This window comes from Arthrobacter nitrophenolicus, from assembly GCF_045833485.1.
GTDB lineage: Bacteria > Actinomycetota > Actinomycetes > Actinomycetales > Micrococcaceae > Arthrobacter > Arthrobacter nitrophenolicus.
On the sequence record NZ_CP174504.1, the window covers coordinates 2,495,733 to 2,513,152 of the forward strand.

8 protein-coding genes and 1 rRNA gene are annotated in these 17,420 nt (G+C 65.2%); 7 read left to right on the plus strand and 2 right to left on the minus strand.

The annotated features are described in order from the left end of the window. Positions 1-121 precede the first annotated feature (121 nt). From glgX to ACJJV6_RS11760, 3 genes are read left to right on the plus strand one after another with little or no spacing between them, the layout of a single operon-like run. Complete coding sequence (gene glgX, locus ACJJV6_RS11750) at positions 122-2,233, plus strand: glycogen debranching protein GlgX (RefSeq protein WP_407708997.1); 2,112 nt, start codon at positions 122-124, stop codon at positions 2,231-2,233. A 13-nt stretch (positions 2,234-2,246) separates the two neighbouring features. Beyond that, positions 2,247-2,741, plus strand: coding sequence for a ribonuclease domain-containing protein (locus tag ACJJV6_RS11755; RefSeq protein WP_133348718.1), 495 nt, complete (start codon positions 2,247-2,249; stop codon positions 2,739-2,741). Between the two features lie 7 nt (positions 2,742-2,748). Then, entirely contained in the window at positions 2,749-3,105 is a 357-nt protein-coding gene (locus ACJJV6_RS11760; RefSeq protein ID WP_009357281.1) for a barstar family protein, read from the plus strand. Positions 3,106-3,111: 6 nt separating this feature from the next. On the opposite strand, the gene ACJJV6_RS11765 is transcribed toward ACJJV6_RS11760, so the two are convergent. Together ACJJV6_RS11765 and glgP are read right to left on the minus strand one after the other, a co-directional pair. Further along, a complete protein-coding gene (locus tag ACJJV6_RS11765; protein WP_407708998.1) occupies positions 3,112-4,899 on the minus strand; it encodes a thiamine pyrophosphate-requiring protein in 1,788 nt (595 codons plus the stop codon). Between the two features lie 39 nt (positions 4,900-4,938). After that, the gene (gene glgP / locus ACJJV6_RS11770; protein WP_407708999.1) at positions 4,939-7,557 is read right to left on the minus strand and encodes an alpha-glucan family phosphorylase; all 2,619 of its coding nucleotides are present in this window, start codon (positions 7,555-7,557) and stop codon (positions 4,939-4,941) included. A 191-nt stretch (positions 7,558-7,748) separates the two neighbouring features. Here glgP and ACJJV6_RS11775 point away from each other — a divergent pair, with 191 nt between their 5' ends. The 4 genes from ACJJV6_RS11775 to ACJJV6_RS11790 all read left to right on the plus strand — a co-directional run bounded on the left by ACJJV6_RS11775 (position 7,749) and on the right by ACJJV6_RS11790 (position 17,306). Beyond that, a complete protein-coding gene (locus ACJJV6_RS11775) occupies positions 7,749-9,791 on the plus strand; it encodes an alpha-1,4-glucan--maltose-1-phosphate maltosyltransferase (protein WP_407709000.1) in 2,043 nt (680 codons plus the stop codon). Continuing rightward, on the plus strand, positions 9,788-11,584 hold the full coding sequence (gene treS, locus ACJJV6_RS11780; protein WP_407709001.1) for a maltose alpha-D-glucosyltransferase: 1,797 nt from the start codon (positions 9,788-9,790) through the stop codon (positions 11,582-11,584). Before ACJJV6_RS11775 ends, treS begins: the two co-directional genes overlap by 4 nt. Position 11,585: 1 nt before the next feature. Then, entirely contained in the window at positions 11,586-15,305 is a 3,720-nt protein-coding gene (locus tag ACJJV6_RS11785) for a 1,4-alpha-glucan branching enzyme (protein WP_407709002.1), read from the plus strand. Between the two features lie 478 nt (positions 15,306-15,783). Continuing rightward, positions 15,784-17,306, plus strand: a 16S ribosomal RNA gene (locus tag ACJJV6_RS11790). Positions 17,307-17,420: the final 114 nt, after the last annotated feature.

Genomic DNA, 17,420 nt, shown 5'->3' on the forward strand with positions numbered 1-17,420 from the left:
AACGCTCAACAAAGTTAGAAATGTGAAGGGACGGAGCCCGCGTTCTGCGGGCCCTTCCCTCCCCGGCGCCATGTCCGGCGTCGGGGCAGGTCAAATGCCCGTGGCGGCTACTATTTAGGTGATGGTCATGCCGCTTTTCGACACCGCTTCCACCATGGACTCCTCCACGGCAGTTCCCCTCGGTGTCAGCGTTCCGCGTGGAGATTCCGGCGGCACGCGGCACCGCGCCGGGGGCCGGGCCAACGTCGCCTGCTACGCCCCGGGAGTTCCCAGCCTGGAAATCGTCTACATCGCACCCGGCGGGGACTGGCGTGTCCAGGCGCTCCCCAACGTTACCGACGGCGTCCACCACGGCATCGTGGAGGACCTGCCCTATGGCGCGCGGTACGGGTTCCGTCCCGCCTCCCATGAGCAGTCGCTGCCGCTTGCCATGCCCACCAGGGAGGTTGAGGACGACGGCGGCCAGCCCCTGCTGCTCGATCCGTACGGCCGTGCGGTGGACCAGCGGGACGGGGTGCTCACCAGCGTCCGGATGGCCGGCGACTTCAGCTGGGACGGCGACGAACGGCTGCGCCTGAAGTGGCGCGACACCATCATTTACGAAGCCCATGTCCGCGGGCAGACCATGCTCCACCCGGATGTTCCCCGGGAGCTGCGCGGCACCTACGCCGGCATGGCACACCCCGCCGTGGTGGAGCACCTCACCAGCCTGGGAATCACTTCGGTGCAGCTGCTCCCGGTGCATTTCCACCTCGACGAACCGCACCTGCAGGACCTGGGCCTGACCAACTACTGGGGCTACAACACTGCGGCCTTCTTTGCCCCGCACCCGGCGTATGCCACAAAGGCGGCCCAGGAAGCCGGGCCGAAGGCTGTCCAGGACGAATTCAAGGAAATGGTCAAGGCGCTCCACGCCGCCGGCCTCGAGGTCATCCTGGACGTCGTGTACAACCACACGGCCGAGGGCGGACCCGACGGCCAGACGGTCAGCTTCCGGGGCCTGGGGGAGGACAAGTACTACCGCACGGACGGGCACGGCAGGTACGTGGATACTACCGGCTGCGGGAACAGCCTGAACTTCGGCGAGCCCCGGGTGGTCCAGCTGGTGGTGGACTCGCTCCGGTACTGGGTGGACGAGTTCCACATTGACGGCTTCCGTTTCGACCTCGCGGTCACTCTTTGCCGCAACGCTGCCAACGAATTCGACCCACGGCATCCGTTCCTGCTGGCCGTCGCGGCGGACCCCGTCCTGTCGGACGTAAAGCTGATCGCCGAACCGTGGGACGTGGGCTACGGGGGCTGGCAGACCGGACGGTTCCCGGTGGGCTGGGTGGACTGGAACGACCACTTCCGGGATTCCCTGCGCTCCTTCTGGCTTGCGGACCGGGCAGCCCTCGAAAACGGCGGCCACGGCGGATCAGTCGCCAGGCTCGCCGACTCGCTGTCAGGCTCCGCGGCCCTCTTCCAGGCCTCCGGACGGTCCCGCCTGGCATCGGTGAACTACATCACCGCCCACGACGGTTTCACCCTGAACGACCTCGTTTCCTTCGACCGGAAGCACAACGAGGACAACGGTGAGCAGAACCGGGACGGCCACGGGGACAACCGCAGCTACAACCACGGCGTGGAGGGCCCCACCGAGAACGGCGAGATCCTCGCCAAGCGGGCACAGTCCCGGCGCAACCTGATGGCCTCGCTGCTCATTTCGCTCGGCGTGCCCATGATCACTGCCGGCGACGAACTGGCGCGGACCCAGCTGGGCAACAACAACGCCTATTGCCAGGACAACGCCATCACCTGGGTGGACTGGACCCGCACGCCGGAATCCCACGAAATGCTCCGCAGCACCAAGCGCTACATCCGGCTGCGCAAGGAGTTCCTCGCCGCCCAGCCGCACGACTTCCCCGTCCGCGACGAGCAGTCCTACCTTTACTGGTTCGACCAGGACGGCCGGCCCATGTCCACCGAGCGGTGGAATGATCCGCACCACCGGGTGGTCCAGCTCCTGCTCGGCACCGACGACGGGGAGTTCGCAGGGCTGATCGTGGTGAACGGCGGAACCTCGGACGTGCAGATCACGCTCCCGGAGGTTGCCGCCGAACAGGCCGCCCCGCGCAGGTTCGAGCTCCGCCTGACCACCTCGCCGCTGCACGAGCAGCGGCAGGGCGGTGTGGTGGCTGCCGGGGGGACGGACGTGGCCGAGGCCAACTCCATCAGCATTTACCGCACGTAGCCGGGATCCAGGAATGCGCAACCGTACCCTCCTGCCCCTGCTGCTGGGCGCCCTGGCAGTGCTCGCCCTGGTCATGTTCGGCGGCCCCGGACTGCTGGATCAACCGTCGCAAACCACGACGGCGGGAGCCACCACGACGGCGGAGGCCACTTCCCGCGTGACGGCACCCGGTCCCGGATCACCGTCCGGCCCGGTGGCGCCGGCCCCGGCCGAAAACCCGTCGGGGCTGGCATCCATCCGGGAATCGGAGCTGCCGCCTGAGGGACGCAGGGTCCTGGCACTCATCCGCGCAGGCGGCCCGTACCAGTACAGCCAGGATGACCAGCCCTTCGGCAACTTCGAACGCCTCCTGCCCCGCCGGGACCGCGGATACTACCGCGAGTACACGGTGCCCACACCCGGGGAACCAGACCGGGGTGCCCGGCGGATCGTGGCCGGCAGCGGCGGAGACAAGTACTACACCGAAGACCATTACGAGTCGTTCACATTCATAGCGGAAGGCAGCTAAGCAAGCCATGAAGATCTACTCCGGCGATACCTGGACCCTGGAGGAACTGCAGGAACAGGTGGCCGATGCCGGACGCCGAAGCCTGGTTGTCCCGCCGGCTGACAGCAAGCGTGCCGTCCTGGAAACGTTCGGTGAAGTCCTCAGTTTCCCGGAACACTACGGCGTCAACCTCGATGCCCTGAACGATTCCCTGCACGACTTCGCGGACTCCATCACGGACAACGGCAATGCCCCGGTCACGGTCCTCTGGCAGGTGGCCGCGCCGTTCCGGAGCGACAGGTCCTTTGGGATCATCTGTGAGATCCTCCAGGACGCGGAAAGCTACGCCGGCAAGGACCTGGCCGTCACCGCCGTCCTGCTCTAGCAGCAGTCAGCCGCCGGCAGGCTCCTCCTGCGACAGGTAGGTGTCGAGCAGTTCGGAGGCCCGGCCGCCGTCGTCCTCCGCAGCCAGCCCCTTGCGCATGCTCTCCGCCTTTTCCCTGCCGGCTGGGAACGGGGGCAGCAGCGGAATTTCCGGGTCCGTCAGCACCTCGATCACCACGGGCCGGTCCGCGGCAAAGGCCTGCTCCCAGGCGTCTCCAAGGAGCTCCGGGTCCTCCACCCGGATGCCTCCAAGGCCCAGCAGCTCGGCGTATCCGGCGAACGGGAAATCCGGGAGCTCCTGGCTGGCAGCGAACCGCGGCTCGCCTTCCGACTCGCGTTGTTCCCAGGTGACCTCCGTCAGCTCCCGGTTGTTGAAGACGCACACCACGAACCGCGGGTCCTCCCAGTCCTGCCACCGGTGGGCCACCGTGGCCAGCTCGGCGACGCCCGCCATCTGCATGGCACCGTCCCCGGCCAGGGCCACCAGCGGCCGGTCGGGGTGGGCCAGTTTCGCGGCAATCCCGTAGGGGATGGAGCACCCCATGCTGGCAAGGGTTCCGGAAAGGTGCGCCGGGACCCCGGGCGGCAGCACCAGCTGGCGGGCGTACCAGTACACGCAGCTTCCGACGTCGACGCTCACCTGCGCGTTCGCCGGGAGCCTGCCGTTAAGCTCGCGGACCACGCGTTCCGGATTGACGGGAAGGGCAGGCACGGCGGCACGGTCCGCGGCGAGGATGCGCCAGCGGCTGACCTCATGTTCCACGTCCGAACGCCACTGCCCGCGCGGGCGGTGCTCGAGCCTCCGGCCCAGGGCGGTGAGGGCGGATGCGGCGTCACCGGCCAGGCCCACCTCCACCGGGTAGCGGTTGCCGATCTTCTTCTCATCGATATCGATCTGCACGGCGCGCGCTGCCCCGGGCGGCGGATAGAACTCGGTCCACGGATCATTGGAGCCCACAATCAGCAGGGCATCGCAGTTGCCCAGCAGGTGGGCGCTGGCAGTGGTGCCCAGGTGGCCCATGGTCCCGACGGCGAATGGAAGGGTCTCATCCACGTACGGCTTGCCCAGCAGGCTGGTGGCGATGCCGGCACCCAGTTTCTCCGCCACCGCCACCACCTCGTCGAAGGCATGCCGGGCACCCTGGCCGACGAGCAGGGCCACCCGTTCCGAGGAGTTCAGAAGGGCGGCCGCGGCGTCCAGGTCCTCATCCCGCGGCGTTTTGGCGGCGGAACTCCACGAGGGGCTGGTGACCACGATGCCATGCTGCTGCCCAAGCTGCGGTGCCGGCGCGGACTGGATGTCATGCGGGACGATGACGACGCAGGGTGAGGACGTGGCCTTCGCCGTGCGGAACGCCCGGTCCAGGACCATGGGCACCTGCTCCGGGGCGCTGACCAGCTGGACGAACTGGGAGGCGACGTCCTTGAACAGTGCGCCCAGGTCAATCTCCTGCATGTAGGCCGAACCCAGCACAGTACGGCTCTGCTGCCCCACAATCGCAACGACCGGCACGCCGTCGAGCTTGGCGTCGTACAGTCCGTTGAGGAGGTGGACAGCGCCCGGACCCTGCGTTGACGTCACCACCCCCACGCCGCCCGTATACTTCGCGTGGCCCACGGCCATGAACGCTGCCGTTTCCTCATGCCGGGCCTGGACAAACTCCACGCGCCCGCCGGACCGGCGCAGCGCCCCCATGAACCCGTTGATTCCGTCACCGCTGTACCCGAAAACCCGGCTCACGCCCCAGGTGCTGAGCCGGTCCACGATCACGTCGGCCACGGTTTGTTCGGTCATGGGTCCTCCTGCGTCGGTTCGGGCCGGTTGGCGAACGGGTCAGGCGTTGACGATCAGGCCCAGCTCCGCCTTGGATGCCAGGGCTTCATGCCGTGGCAGGACCCTGACCGTGTAGCCGAAGGAGCCCGAGCGGTCGATCACCAGCGAGCCGCTGAAAAGGTGGCGGCCGTTGCCCAGGTCCTCCTTCACCTGCAGCTCCATCAGGGTGATGTCCGCCAGGGTGTCGCTTTCCTCGGCCCGGCCATAGGCCACTTCCACGCACACGTCATCGGGGGTGAGGCTGTTCAGGGCAACATAGGCGTTGACCTGCAGGGTGTCGCCGATCTGCGGATCCTCGGAGACGCCCACCGAGTCCACGTGCTCCACGTGGACCTGGGACCAGTTGGAACGCACCTTGGCCGACCACGATGCGAGCGAACGTGCCTGCGAGTACGAGTTGGCGATGGCCCTGCGTCCGGCCTCTGCGGCGGGGCGGTAGAGGATGTTCACATAGTCGCGCAGCATGCGCTCGGCGGAGACGGCCGGGCCCAGGTGCGACAAGGTGTGCTTGATCATGGACACCCAGTGCGTGGGCACCTTCTCGGCCGCCGACGTCGACGGCCCGGCCGCGCCCGCAGCTTCCGAGACGGTGCTGCCGTAGAACCTCGGGGCCACCTGGGTTTCGAGCAGCTCGTACAGGGCTGCGGCCTCGATGTCGTCGCGTTCTTCCGGTGATGCGCCGTTATTGGCGGTGGGAATCGCCCAGCCGTTCTCGCCGTCGTACATCTCGTCCCACCAGCCGTCCAGGACGGACAGGTTCAGCGAACCGTTCAGCGCCGCCTTCATGCCGGATGTCCCGCAGGCTTCCAGCGGACGCAGCGGGTTGTTCAGCCACACGTCGCAGCCCGGGAACAGGGTCCGCGCCATGGCGATGTCGTAGTTGGGCAGGAACGCGATCCGGTGCCGGACCTCGGGGTCGTCGGTGAACCGGACCAGGTCCTGGATCATCTTCTTACCGGCGTCGTCGGCAGGGTGGGACTTGCCGGCGATGACCAGCTGGATGGGATGTTCCTTGTGCAGGAGCAGTGCCTTCAGCCGTTCCGGTTCACGCAGCATGAGCGTCAGCCGCTTGTAGGTGGGGACGCGGCGGGCGAAGCCGATGGTCAGCACGTCCGGGTCCAGGACGTTGTCCGTCCAGCCCAGCTCGGCGTCGGCGGCGCCGCGCTTCTTCCAGGCGGCACGCAGCCGTTTGCGGACGTCGTCCACCAGCGCCGAACGCATCTCCCGGCGCAGCGCCCACACATCGGCGTCGCTGACGTTGTAGGCCAGGTCCCAGCGGCCGTTGGCCTCGGCCTCGCTGCCGAACTGGTCGCGGGCCAGCTTGGCGATCCGGCTGTCCACCCAGGTGGGCACGTGCACGCCGTTGGTGACCGAGGTGATCGGTACCTCGGAGGGGTCGAAGCCGGGCCACAGCGCGGAGAACATGCCCCGCGATACTTCGCCGTGCAGCTTGGCCACACCGTTGGCGCGCTGTGCCAGGCGGAGGCCCATCACCGCCATGTTGAACACAGCCGGGTTGCCGTCGGCGTAGTTCTCGCGGCCCAGTTCCAGGATCCGGTCCACCGGCACGGCGGGCGCCAGGCCGGCCTGGAAGAAGTGGCTGATCTGCGAGATCTCGAACCTGTCGATGCCGGCCGGAACAGGCGTGTGGGTGGTGAACACGGTGGAGGCGCGGCCGGCCGCCAGGGCCTCGTCGAAGGTGAGCGCCTGGTCCCCGGACATGAGCTCCTGGATGCGTTCGATGCCCAGGAAGCCTGCGTGGCCCTCGTTGGTGTGGAACACTTCCGGTGCCGGGCAGCCGGTGAGCTGCTGGAAGGCGCGCAGCGCCTTGACCCCGCCCATGCCCAGCAGCAGTTCCTGCTGCAGCCTGTGGTCACCGCCGCCGCCGTACAGCCGGTCCGTGATGCTGCGCGCCGCGTCATCGTTGCCGGGCACATTGGAGTCAAGGAGCAGCAGGGGGACGCGTCCGACGTCGGCCCGCCAGATGTGTGCCAGCAGCCGGCGGCCGTTGGGCAGCGGCAGGGTGATCTGCAGGGGCTTGCCGTTGCCGTCGGGGGCGGGCTCGCGAAGCAGGGTGAGGGGCAGGCCGTCCGGATCCAGGACGGGGTAGGTCTCCTGCTGCCAGGCGTCCCGGGATAGTGACTGCTTGAAGTAGCCAGCCTGGTAGAGCAGGCCCACGCCGACCAGCGGCACGCCGAGGTCCGATGCGGCCTTCAGGTGGTCGCCTGCCAGGATCCCCAGGCCGCCGGAGTACTGGGGCAGCACTTCGGTGATGCCGAACTCGGGGGAGAAGTAGGCGATGGACGCCGGTGCTTCCGGTCCCAGGCCCTGGTACCAGCGCGGTTCCTCAAGGTACCGGTCAAGGTCTTCCTCCGCTGCCCGCACCCGCTCCACCACCGACCGGTCTGCGGCCAGCTGCTGGAATTCTTCCCGGCTGACCATGCCCAGGAAGCCAACCGGGTCCTGCTCGCTTTCCTCCCAGATGCGCGGGTTCAACCCGGCAAAGAGTTCCCGGGTGGGGCGGTGCCAGGACCAGCGCAAATTGCTCGCGAGCCGTGCCAGCGGACGGATGGGTTCGGGGAGGACTGTACGGACCGTAAACCTGCGGATTGCCTTCACCTGCGTCACACTAACGGACAACATGGGCGGCTGGAACCAGCTTTGGGTTTCTTTTGGGTAAATGACAAGGGCGTGGAGGAAATGACGTACGGCACGACGAAAATAGTGAGCAGCCTTAGCAATCTCGGACTTTTCTCGCTAACGTCGAGCCTGTGACGACTAACTCAGGAACCAGTGCCGTAACAGAGAAAATGCCAAGGGGATCCATCACGGAGGGACTGCGGTTCGGACGTTTTCCGATCACGGCCGTGCAGCCCGTCGTCGAGGGTGGAAAGTTCCCGGCCAAGGCCCTGCCGGGCGAAGGCATCGTTGTGGGTGCCACCTGTTTCAGGGAAGGCCACGACCAGCTCGGCGTAAGCGCAGTCCTGCTGGACCCGTCGGGCGCTGAGCGCCAGCGCGTCCGGCTCGCGCCGCCGCGCGGGGAACGCGGCATGGGAACCGACCGCTGGGAGGGCATCCTCACGCCGTCGGAAACCGGGCACTGGTCCTTTGTGATTGAAGCCTGGCATGACCGCTATGGCACCTGGCACCACAACGCCGAGGTCAAGATCGCTGCCGGGATCGATGTTGAACTGATGCTCGCCGAAGGCGCTGCGCTGCTGTCCGAAGCGTCCGACGACGACTCGCGGAACGAGGCGGACAGGGCCACTTTGCGCTGGGTGGCCGAGAGGCTGGCGGACCAGTCGCTGAGCCCGGAGGACCGCCTCGCCGCCGGGTTCAGTCAAGGAGTGGCTGACATTGTCGCCCGCCAGCCCATCCGTGAGCTGGTGACCGTTTCGGAGAAGTTCCCGCTCAACGTTGAGCGTGACCGTGCCGGCCGCGGTGCCTGGTACGAGTTCTTCCCCCGTTCTGAAGGCGCGGTCAAGGACCACTCCACAGGCATCTGGACCTCCGGAAACTTCCGCACTGCAGCCAGGCGGCTGGACGCCGTTGCGGCCATGGGCTTCGACGTCCTGTACATGCCGCCCATCCATCCCATCGGCGTGAAGCACCGCAAGGGGCCCAACAACACCCTGGTTGCCGGCCCGCATGACCCCGGTTCGCCTTGGGCCATTGGTTCCGAGGAAGGCGGGCACGACGCCATCCACCCCGACCTCGGCACCTTCGAGGACTTTGACGCTTTCGTGGCCATGGCCAATGAGCTGGGCCTGGAAGTTGCCCTGGACCTTGCCCTGCAGGCCGCCCCGGACCACCCCTGGGTGACGTCGCACCCGGAATGGTTCACCACCCGCGTTGACGGCAGTATTGCCTACGCCGAAAATCCGCCCAAGAAGTACCAGGACATTTATCCGCTGAATTTCGATAATGATCCTGAGGGTCTTTCCAATGAAATTCTGCGGATTGTCCTGCTCTGGGTCAGCCACGGCGTAAAGATTTTCCGGGTAGATAACCCGCACACCAAACCTGTTTGGTTCTGGGAGTGGCTCATTGCCGAAGTCAATAAAGCAGTGCCGGGAGTGGTGTTCCTCGCCGAGGCGTTCACCCGGCCCGCGATGATGCACGCCCTGGGCCGGGCCGGCTTCCAGCAGTCCTACACCTACTTCACCTGGCGCAACACCAAGAAGGAGATCGAGGACTACTTCCAGGAGGTGAGCCACGAATCGCCGGCGTTCTTCCGGCCCAACTTCTTCGTCAACACCCCGGACATCCTCACCCCCTACCTCCAGTTCGGTGGCCCGCCGGCATTCCGGATCAGGGCAGTGCTGGCCGCAACGGCCAGCCCGCTGTGGGGGGTCTACGCCGGCTACGAGCTGTATGAGCACGTTGCCCGGCCGGGTGCCGAGGAGTACATCGACAACGAGAAGTTCGAATACAAGGCGCGAGACTGGAATGCGGCAGCCGAATCCGGACGCACCCTGGCACCGTTCATCACCCGGCTGAACCACCTGCGCCGGGACCATCCTGCGCTCCAGGACCTGCAGAACCTTACGGTCCACCAGAGCACGGACGCTTCCACGGTGGTGTACTCCAAGCACAAGACCTTGCCTGACGGTTCCAAGGACACCCTCATCGTGGTGGTCAACGTGGACCCGCACGTTACCAAGGAATGCACCGTGACCCTGGACCTCGCCGCACTTGAACTGGACCCGCAGGACCTGACCGCCAACGGCGGGTTCTACGTGGACGACCTCATCTCCGGCGAAAGCTGGGAGTGGGGCGAGTACAACTACGTACGCCTGGACCCGCACGTTGAGCCCGCACACATCCTCAGCGTGAGGAGAATGCATCAGTGAGTTTTACTCCGCAAAGTTCGGGCCAGCACTTCACCCCCAAGAGCACATTCGAACTCAACGCCCCGGGCCTCCAGCATGATCCGCTGTGGTACCGGAAGGCCGTGTTCTACGAAGTACTGGTCCGGGCTTTCGCGGATGCCAACGGCGACGGGTCCGGAGACTTCTCCGGCCTGATCGACCGGTTGGACTACCTGCAGTGGCTTGGCGTGGACTGCCTCTGGCTGCCGCCCTTCTTCCAGTCGCCGCTGCGGGACGGCGGCTACGACATCTCCGACTACAACTCCGTGCTGGACGAGTTCGGCACCATCAGCGACTTCAAGCGCCTGGTGGCCGAGGCGCATGCCCGGGGCGTGCGCGTGATCATCGACCTGCCGCTGAACCACACCTCGGACCAGCACCCCTGGTTCCAGGAGTCCCGCAAGGACCCCGACGGGCCCTATGGTGACTTCTACGTGTGGAGCGACACGGACGAGAAGTACCAGGACGCCCGGATCATCTTCGTGGACACCGAGGAGTCGAACTGGACGTTCGACCCCATCAGGCGGCAGTTCTTCTGGCACCGGTTCTTCAGCCACCAGCCCGACCTGAACTTCGAAAACCCCAAGGTGATCGACGCGCTCTTCGACGTGGTGCGGTTCTGGCTGGACCAGGGCATTGACGGTTTCCGGGCTGACGCCATCCCCTACCTGTACGAGGAGGAAGGGACTAACTGCGAAAACCTGCCGGCCACCCACGAGTTCCTCCGCAAACTGCGGGCCATGGTGGACGAAAGCTATCCCGGCCGGGTGATCATCGCCGAGGCCAACCAGCCGCCCAACGAGGTGGTGGAGTACTTCGGCACGGAAGCGGAACCGGAGTGCCACATGGCCTTCCACTTCCCGATCATGCCCCGGCTCTACTACGCGCTCCGGGACCAGAAGGCAGCGCCCATCATCGAGACCATGAAGGACACCCCGGACATTCCGGAGGGCGCGCAGTGGGGCACCTTCCTGCGCAACCATGACGAGTTGACCCTCGAAATGGTCACCGCGGACGAACGGGCCGCCATGCTCGGCTGGTATGCCCCCGATCCGCGGATGCGGGCCAACATCGGCATCCGGCGCCGGCTGGCGCCGCTGCTGGACAACTCGCGTGCCGAGATCGAACTGATCAACGCGCTGCTCCTGTCCCTGCCCGGCAGCCCGTTCCTGTACTACGGCGACGAAATCGGCATGGGCGACAACATCTGGCTCGAGGACCGGGACGCCGTGCGCACCCCCATGCAGTGGAACCCCGACCGGAACGCCGGTTTCTCGCATGCGGACCCGGGCAAGCTGTACCTGCCTCCCATCCAGTCGCTGGTGTACAACTACAGCATGGCGAACGTGGAGGCCGAGGCCGCCCACTCCGGCTCCCTGCTCCGGTGGACCCGGCAGATCCTGAGCGTCCGCAAGAACCATCCCGCGTTCGGACTGGGCGGCTACAAACACCTGGAGGCCGACCACGACGCCGTCCTTGCCTACCTGCGTGAACTGCCCTACGGCAACCCCGCGGGTATGGACGGCGAAACCATCCTGTGCGCCTTCAATCTTTCGCAGCACCCCGTGGCAGCCCGGCTGCGGGTACCGGAGTACGCCGGCCGCGGACTGCGGGATGTCTTCGGGGGACAGGTGTTCCCCGGAATCAATGACGACGGCACGCTGACGCTGACCCTGGGCAGCCACGATTTCTTCTGGCTGCGCGTCCGGTCGGCGGCATCCAACCCGTCGTCGCCCTACACCCAGGCCATGCCCATCCTGTCGATAGAGGAGTGACATGAACCAGCCTATTCTCACGCCCGCCCTGACCGCGCTGCTCCAGGAATGGCTCCCGAAGCAACGCTGGTTTCCCATCAAGTCGCCGGACTTCGAAATGTCCCAGGCCGGGAGCCTGGGGCTTGAAGACCCGGCCAGGCACGCAGCCCTGTCCGTGTTCCTGCTGAATGTCAGCACGCAGGGGCCCGACGGCGCCAGGCGGACTGCCGTGGTCCAGGTTCCGCTGAGCTTCCGGCCGGCACCCGCGGCAGGAATGGAACGCGCGCTCGTCGGCGAAGCCGCCGGGACGGATCCGTCCCGGCCCTGGGTCTACGACGCCGTCCATGATCCCGACTTCGTGGGCAGCTGGCTGGAGCTGATCCGGAATGAGGAGAAGGCTGCCAGCGGCACGGCAGCGGGCTTCAAGGTCTCCGGGAGCTACCGGCTGCCCACCGCGCGGGGTGTGGTGAAGGTCCTGTCCGGCGAGCAGTCCAACAGTTCAGTCATTGTGGACGACGGCGAATCGGCCGCGATCGTGAAGTTCTTCCGCGTCTTGTCCGAGGGCGCGAACCCCGAAGTTGAAGTGGGGTCGGCCCTGACCTCGGCCGGTACGTCCGAGGTGCCCGCCACCCTCGGCTGGGTGCGGGGCGAGTGGCTGGCCTCGGGCAGGACCGCGTCCAACGGGAAGGGGAACCGCCAGGTCCAGGGCGAGCTGGCCGTGGCACACGAATTCCTGGCCGGCGGCAGGGATGCATGGCGCCTCGCCGTGGATGCCGCCCGTTCCGGAGCCGATTTCACGGCAGAAGCGCGGGCCCTCGGCGCTGCCACCGCAACAGTGCACCGGCGCCTTGCCGAAGCGCTGGGACAGTCCGCCGAAAGCGAACCGGGCAAGGTGATCGGACCGGGAGTAGCCCAGCGCGTCCGGCAGGCATGGGCGGAAGCCGGTCCCGCCGTCGGGCCCTATGACAAAGAACTGGAAGCGCTGCTGCAAGGCCTCGACGGCGTGCCCACCGGGCCGCTGCAGCGGATCCACGGCGACCTCCACCTGGGCCAGATCCTGCAGGTCCCGGCGCAGGACGGCCCTGCCCGCTGGGCCATCCTCGATTTTGAAGGCGAGCCCCTCCGGCCCATCGCCGAACGGAATGTCCCCGATGTTCCGCTGCGCGACGTCGTCGGAATGCTCCGGTCCTTCGACTACGCGGCCGGTGCTGCCCAGCGCGAACAGGAAGGCGCCCAGGTGCCCGCCACGTGGGTGGACGACTGCGCAGACGCTTTCCTGGAAGGCTACGCCAGTGTCACGCCGGGAACCGTGGACCGGAACGCGCCCCTCTTTGTGGCATTGTGGCTGGACAAGGCACTGTACGAAGTAGTTTATGAAATGCGTAACAGGCCCGACTGGCTGGCGATCCCGGTGAACGCCTCCAGGCGGCTCCTTAGCGGTAACAGCGCCGGCGACCATGCCGGGGCAGCATCGGAAGGTAACGAAATGACAGGCTCAGCACGAACTGACCGCCCGGGCGCACCGCTGCAGGTGGACGACGGCACCTTGGGCAGGATCGCAAACGGCGAACACCACGCCCCGCACTCGGTCCTGGGCGCGCACCTGGACGACTACGGGCACGTCACTATCCGCACGGTGAAGCACCTCGCCGAAGCCGTCAGCGTCATCACCTCCGCAGGCGAAACTCCCATGCAGCACGAGTCGCACGGCGTTTGGGTTGCCGTCCTGGAACCGCTGCAGCACGGACATGTGCCCGATTACCGGCTGTCGGTCACCTACCCCGGGGCTGAGCCGGTGACGGTGGACGAACCGTACCGGTACCTGCCCACCGTCGGCGAGGTGGACCTGCACCTGATCGGCGAGGGCCGGCACGAAAAGCTCTGGGAGGTGCTGGGCGCCCACGCCCAGCACTACAAGTCCCCGCTGGGTGACGTGGACGGCGTTTCCTTCGCCGTCTGGGCTCCCAACGCGCAGGCTGTCCGGGTCAAGGGTGATTTCAATGCCTGGGACGGACGCGAACACTCCCTCCGCTCCCTTGGCTCCTCCGGGGTGTGGGAACTCTTCATCCCCGGCGTCCCGGCAGGCGCGTGCTACAAGTTCGAAATCCGGACCAAGGCCGGTCACTGGGTGGAGAAGGCCGATCCCCTTGCGTTCGGTACCGAGGTGCCGCCGCTGACGGCTTCGAGGGTGGTGGAATCCTCCTACGCCTTCAAGGACGACGAGTGGATGGAAGCCCGGGCCCAGCGGGACCCGCACAATTCCCCGATGAGCGTCTACGAAGTACATCTCGGCTCCTGGCGGCTGGGACTGGGCTACCGCGAGCTCGCCAAGGAACTGGTGGACTACGTCAAGTGGCTGGGGTTCACCCACGTGGAGTTCATGCCGGTGGCGGAGCACCCGTTCGGCGGCTCCTGGGGCTACCAGGTCACCTCCTACTTCGCACCGACGTCCCGCTTTGGGCACCCGGATGAATTCCGGTACCTGGTGGACACCCTCCACCAGGCCGGCATCGGTGTGCTGCTGGACTGGGTCCCTGCCCACTTCCCGAAGGATGCCTGGGCCCTTGCCCAGTTCGACGGCGAGCCGCTCTACGAACACGCAGACCCCAACCTTGGCGAGCACCCGGACTGGGGCACCCTGATCTTCGACTTTGGCCGCACCGAGGTACGCAACTTCCTTGTGGCCAACGCCCTCTACTGGCTCGACGAGTTCCACATCGACGGCCTGCGCGTGGATGCGGTTGCCTCCATGCTCTACCTGGACTACTCCCGTCAGGACGGCCAGTGGCAGCCCAACCGCTTCGGCGGACGGGAAAACCTGGAGGCCATCTCCTTCCTGCAGGAAGTCAACGCCACCGTCTACAAGACGCACCCGGGTGCTGTGATGATCGCAGAGGAATCAACAGCCTTCCCGGGGGTAACCGCCCCCACCAGCCACGGCGGGCTGGGCTTCGGACTCAAATGGAACATGGGCTGGATGCACGACTCCCTCAAGTACGCCTCCGAAGATCCCATCAACCGCAAATGGCACCACGGCACCGTCACGTTCTCCATGGTGTACGCGTTCACGGAGAACTTCCTGCTGCCCATCAGCCACGATGAGGTTGTGCACGGCAAGGGATCCATGCTGCGCAAGATGCCGGGCGACCGCTGGCAGCAGCTCGCCAACCTGCGCGCTTTCCTGGGCTACCAGTGGGCGCACCCCGGCAAGCAGCTGATCTTCATGGGCACCGAATTCGGCCAGGAAGCGGAATGGTCCGAGCAGCACGGGCTCGACTGGTGGCTTGCCGACATCCCCGCGCACAAGGGCCTGCAGCTTCTGACCAAGGACTTGAACGAGCTGTACAAGACCACACCAGCGCTCTACACCCGGGACAACGAGCCCGGCGGGTTCCAGTGGATCAACGGCGGCGACGCAGACCACAATGTCTTGTCCTTCATCCGCTGGGACAAGGACGGCAACCCGCTGGTGTGCGCCATCAACTTCTCCGGCGGTCCGCATGTCGGCTACACGCTGGGCGTACCGACGGCGGGGCCGTGGACGGAAGTCCTCAACACGGACCACGAGACCTATGGCGGGTCCGGTGTCCTGAACAAGGAAGGACTTAAGGCCGTTGACGAAGGCCAGGACGGCCAGCCCGCCACGCTGACGGTCACCCTGCCTCCGCTCGGCGCCGCCTACTTCAAGCCAGGTGCGGCTGCACCGAAGGTAACGGGAAGTGGGGCCACCGGCACCGCCTAGCCTGCCGGTGTGACCCGCATGGAACGGCCCGGGATCCTTGTGATTCCGGGCTTTTCCATGCCGCAACGCGTCCGTGGTGGGAACCGGCTCCCGGGGGAGTTGGCCATCCCGGCCGAGTGGTGGTAGAGTTTATTTCCGCGCTGGTCCACAGAGTCAGCCGGAAAACCCGACCAAAAAGCTTCACGCTGATGAAGGTCGCGGCCGCCGGTTTGACAAGAGTGAAGCCAGCCGGTAAGTTTGAAAAGTTGCTCCGGAGCGATCCTGAATGTTGGTTTGGGTGGTGCCGGGTGTGTCTGTTGTTTGAGAACTCAATAGTGTGCCAAGTTTGTTGATACCGATTATGTAATGTGATTGGTTGAATTGCCGGATCGTGCCGCCCCTGTGGCATTGGTTTGGTTTTACAGCTGGTTTCAAATTTTGTGCAGCCTTCGCTGGTGTTATTTCCACTGGTTTTGGTTGTGTCTGTTTTTGTTTTACTTCAACGGAGAGTTTGATCCTGGCTCAGGATGAACGCTGGCGGCGTGCTTAACACATGCAAGTCGAACGATGAAGCCCACTTGTGGGTGGATTAGTGGCGAACGGGTGAGTAACACGTGAGTAACCTGCCCTTGACTCTGGGATAAGCCTGGGAAACTGGGTCTAATACCGGATATGACCTTCCATCGCATGGTGGTTGGTGGAAAGCTTTTGTGGTTTTGGATGGACTCGCGGCCTATCAGCTTGTTGGTGAGGTAATGGCTTACCAAGGCGACGACGGGTAGCCGGCCTGAGAGGGTGACCGGCCACACTGGGACTGAGACACGGCCCAGACTCCTACGGGAGGCAGCAGTGGGGAATATTGCACAATGGGCGCAAGCCTGATGCAGCGACGCCGCGTGAGGGATGACGGCCTTCGGGTTGTAAACCTCTTTCAGTAGGGAAGAAGCGAAAGTGACGGTACCTGCAGAAGAAGCGCCGGCTAACTACGTGCCAGCAGCCGCGGTAATACGTAGGGCGCAAGCGTTATCCGGAATTATTGGGCGTAAAGAGCTCGTAGGCGGTTTGTCGCGTCTGCCGTGAAAGTCCGGGGCTCAACTCCGGATCTGCGGTGGGTACGGGCAGACTAGAGTGATGTAGGGGAGACTGGAATTCCTGGTGTAGCGGTGAAATGCGCAGATATCAGGAGGAACACCGATGGCGAAGGCAGGTCTCTGGGCATTAACTGACGCTGAGGAGCGAAAGCATGGGGAGCGAACAGGATTAGATACCCTGGTAGTCCATGCCGTAAACGTTGGGCACTAGGTGTGGGGGACATTCCACGTTTTCCGCGCCGTAGCTAACGCATTAAGTGCCCCGCCTGGGGAGTACGGCCGCAAGGCTAAAACTCAAAGGAATTGACGGGGGCCCGCACAAGCGGCGGAGCATGCGGATTAATTCGATGCAACGCGAAGAACCTTACCAAGGCTTGACATGGACCGGACCGCCGCAGAAATGTGGTTTCCCCTTTGGGGCTGGTTTACAGGTGGTGCATGGTTGTCGTCAGCTCGTGTCGTGAGATGTTGGGTTAAGTCCCGCAACGAGCGCAACCCTCGTTCTATGTTGCCAGCACGTGATGGTGGGGACTCATAGGAGACTGCCGGGGTCAACTCGGAGGAAGGTGGGGACGACGTCAAATCATCATGCCCCTTATGTCTTGGGCTTCACGCATGCTACAATGGCCGGTACAAAGGGTTGCGATACTGTGAGGTGGAGCTAATCCCAAAAAGCCGGTCTCAGTTCGGATTGGGGTCTGCAACTCGACCCCATGAAGTCGGAGTCGCTAGTAATCGCAGATCAGCAACGCTGCGGTGAATACGTTCCCGGGCCTTGTACACACCGCCCGTCAAGTCACGAAAGTTGGTAACACCCGAAGCCGGTGGCCTAACCCCTTGTGGGAGGGAGCCGTCGAAGGTGGGACTGGCGATTGGGACTAAGTCGTAACAAGGTAGCCGTACCGGAAGGTGCGGCTGGATCACCTCCTTTCTAAGGAGCGCCTCACAATTATCATTCTCTGCTGTATGGCGGGGTGTGGTGTTGTCAGGAGTACGCCCGTTGCGCAGACGCTAGTTCTGCGGCGGGTGCTCATGGGTGGAATAT

Bases quoted from the DNA above. Each gene is read 5' to 3' on its own strand.
- glgX (WP_407708997.1), top strand. From the start codon at position 122: ATGGTCATGCCGCTTTTCGACACCGCTTCCACCATGGACTCCTCCACG.
- ACJJV6_RS11775 (WP_407709000.1), top strand. From the start codon at position 7,749: ATGCCAAGGGGATCCATCACGGAGGGACTGCGGTTCGGACGTTTTCCG.
- ACJJV6_RS11760 (WP_009357281.1), top strand. From the start codon at position 2,749: ATGAAGATCTACTCCGGCGATACCTGGACCCTGGAGGAACTGCAGGAA.
- ACJJV6_RS11785 (WP_407709002.1), top strand. From the start codon at position 11,586: ATGAACCAGCCTATTCTCACGCCCGCCCTGACCGCGCTGCTCCAGGAA.
- ACJJV6_RS11755 (WP_133348718.1), top strand. From the start codon at position 2,247: ATGCGCAACCGTACCCTCCTGCCCCTGCTGCTGGGCGCCCTGGCAGTG.
- ACJJV6_RS11765 (WP_407708998.1), bottom strand. From the start codon at position 4,899: ATGACCGAACAAACCGTGGCCGACGTGATCGTGGACCGGCTCAGCACC.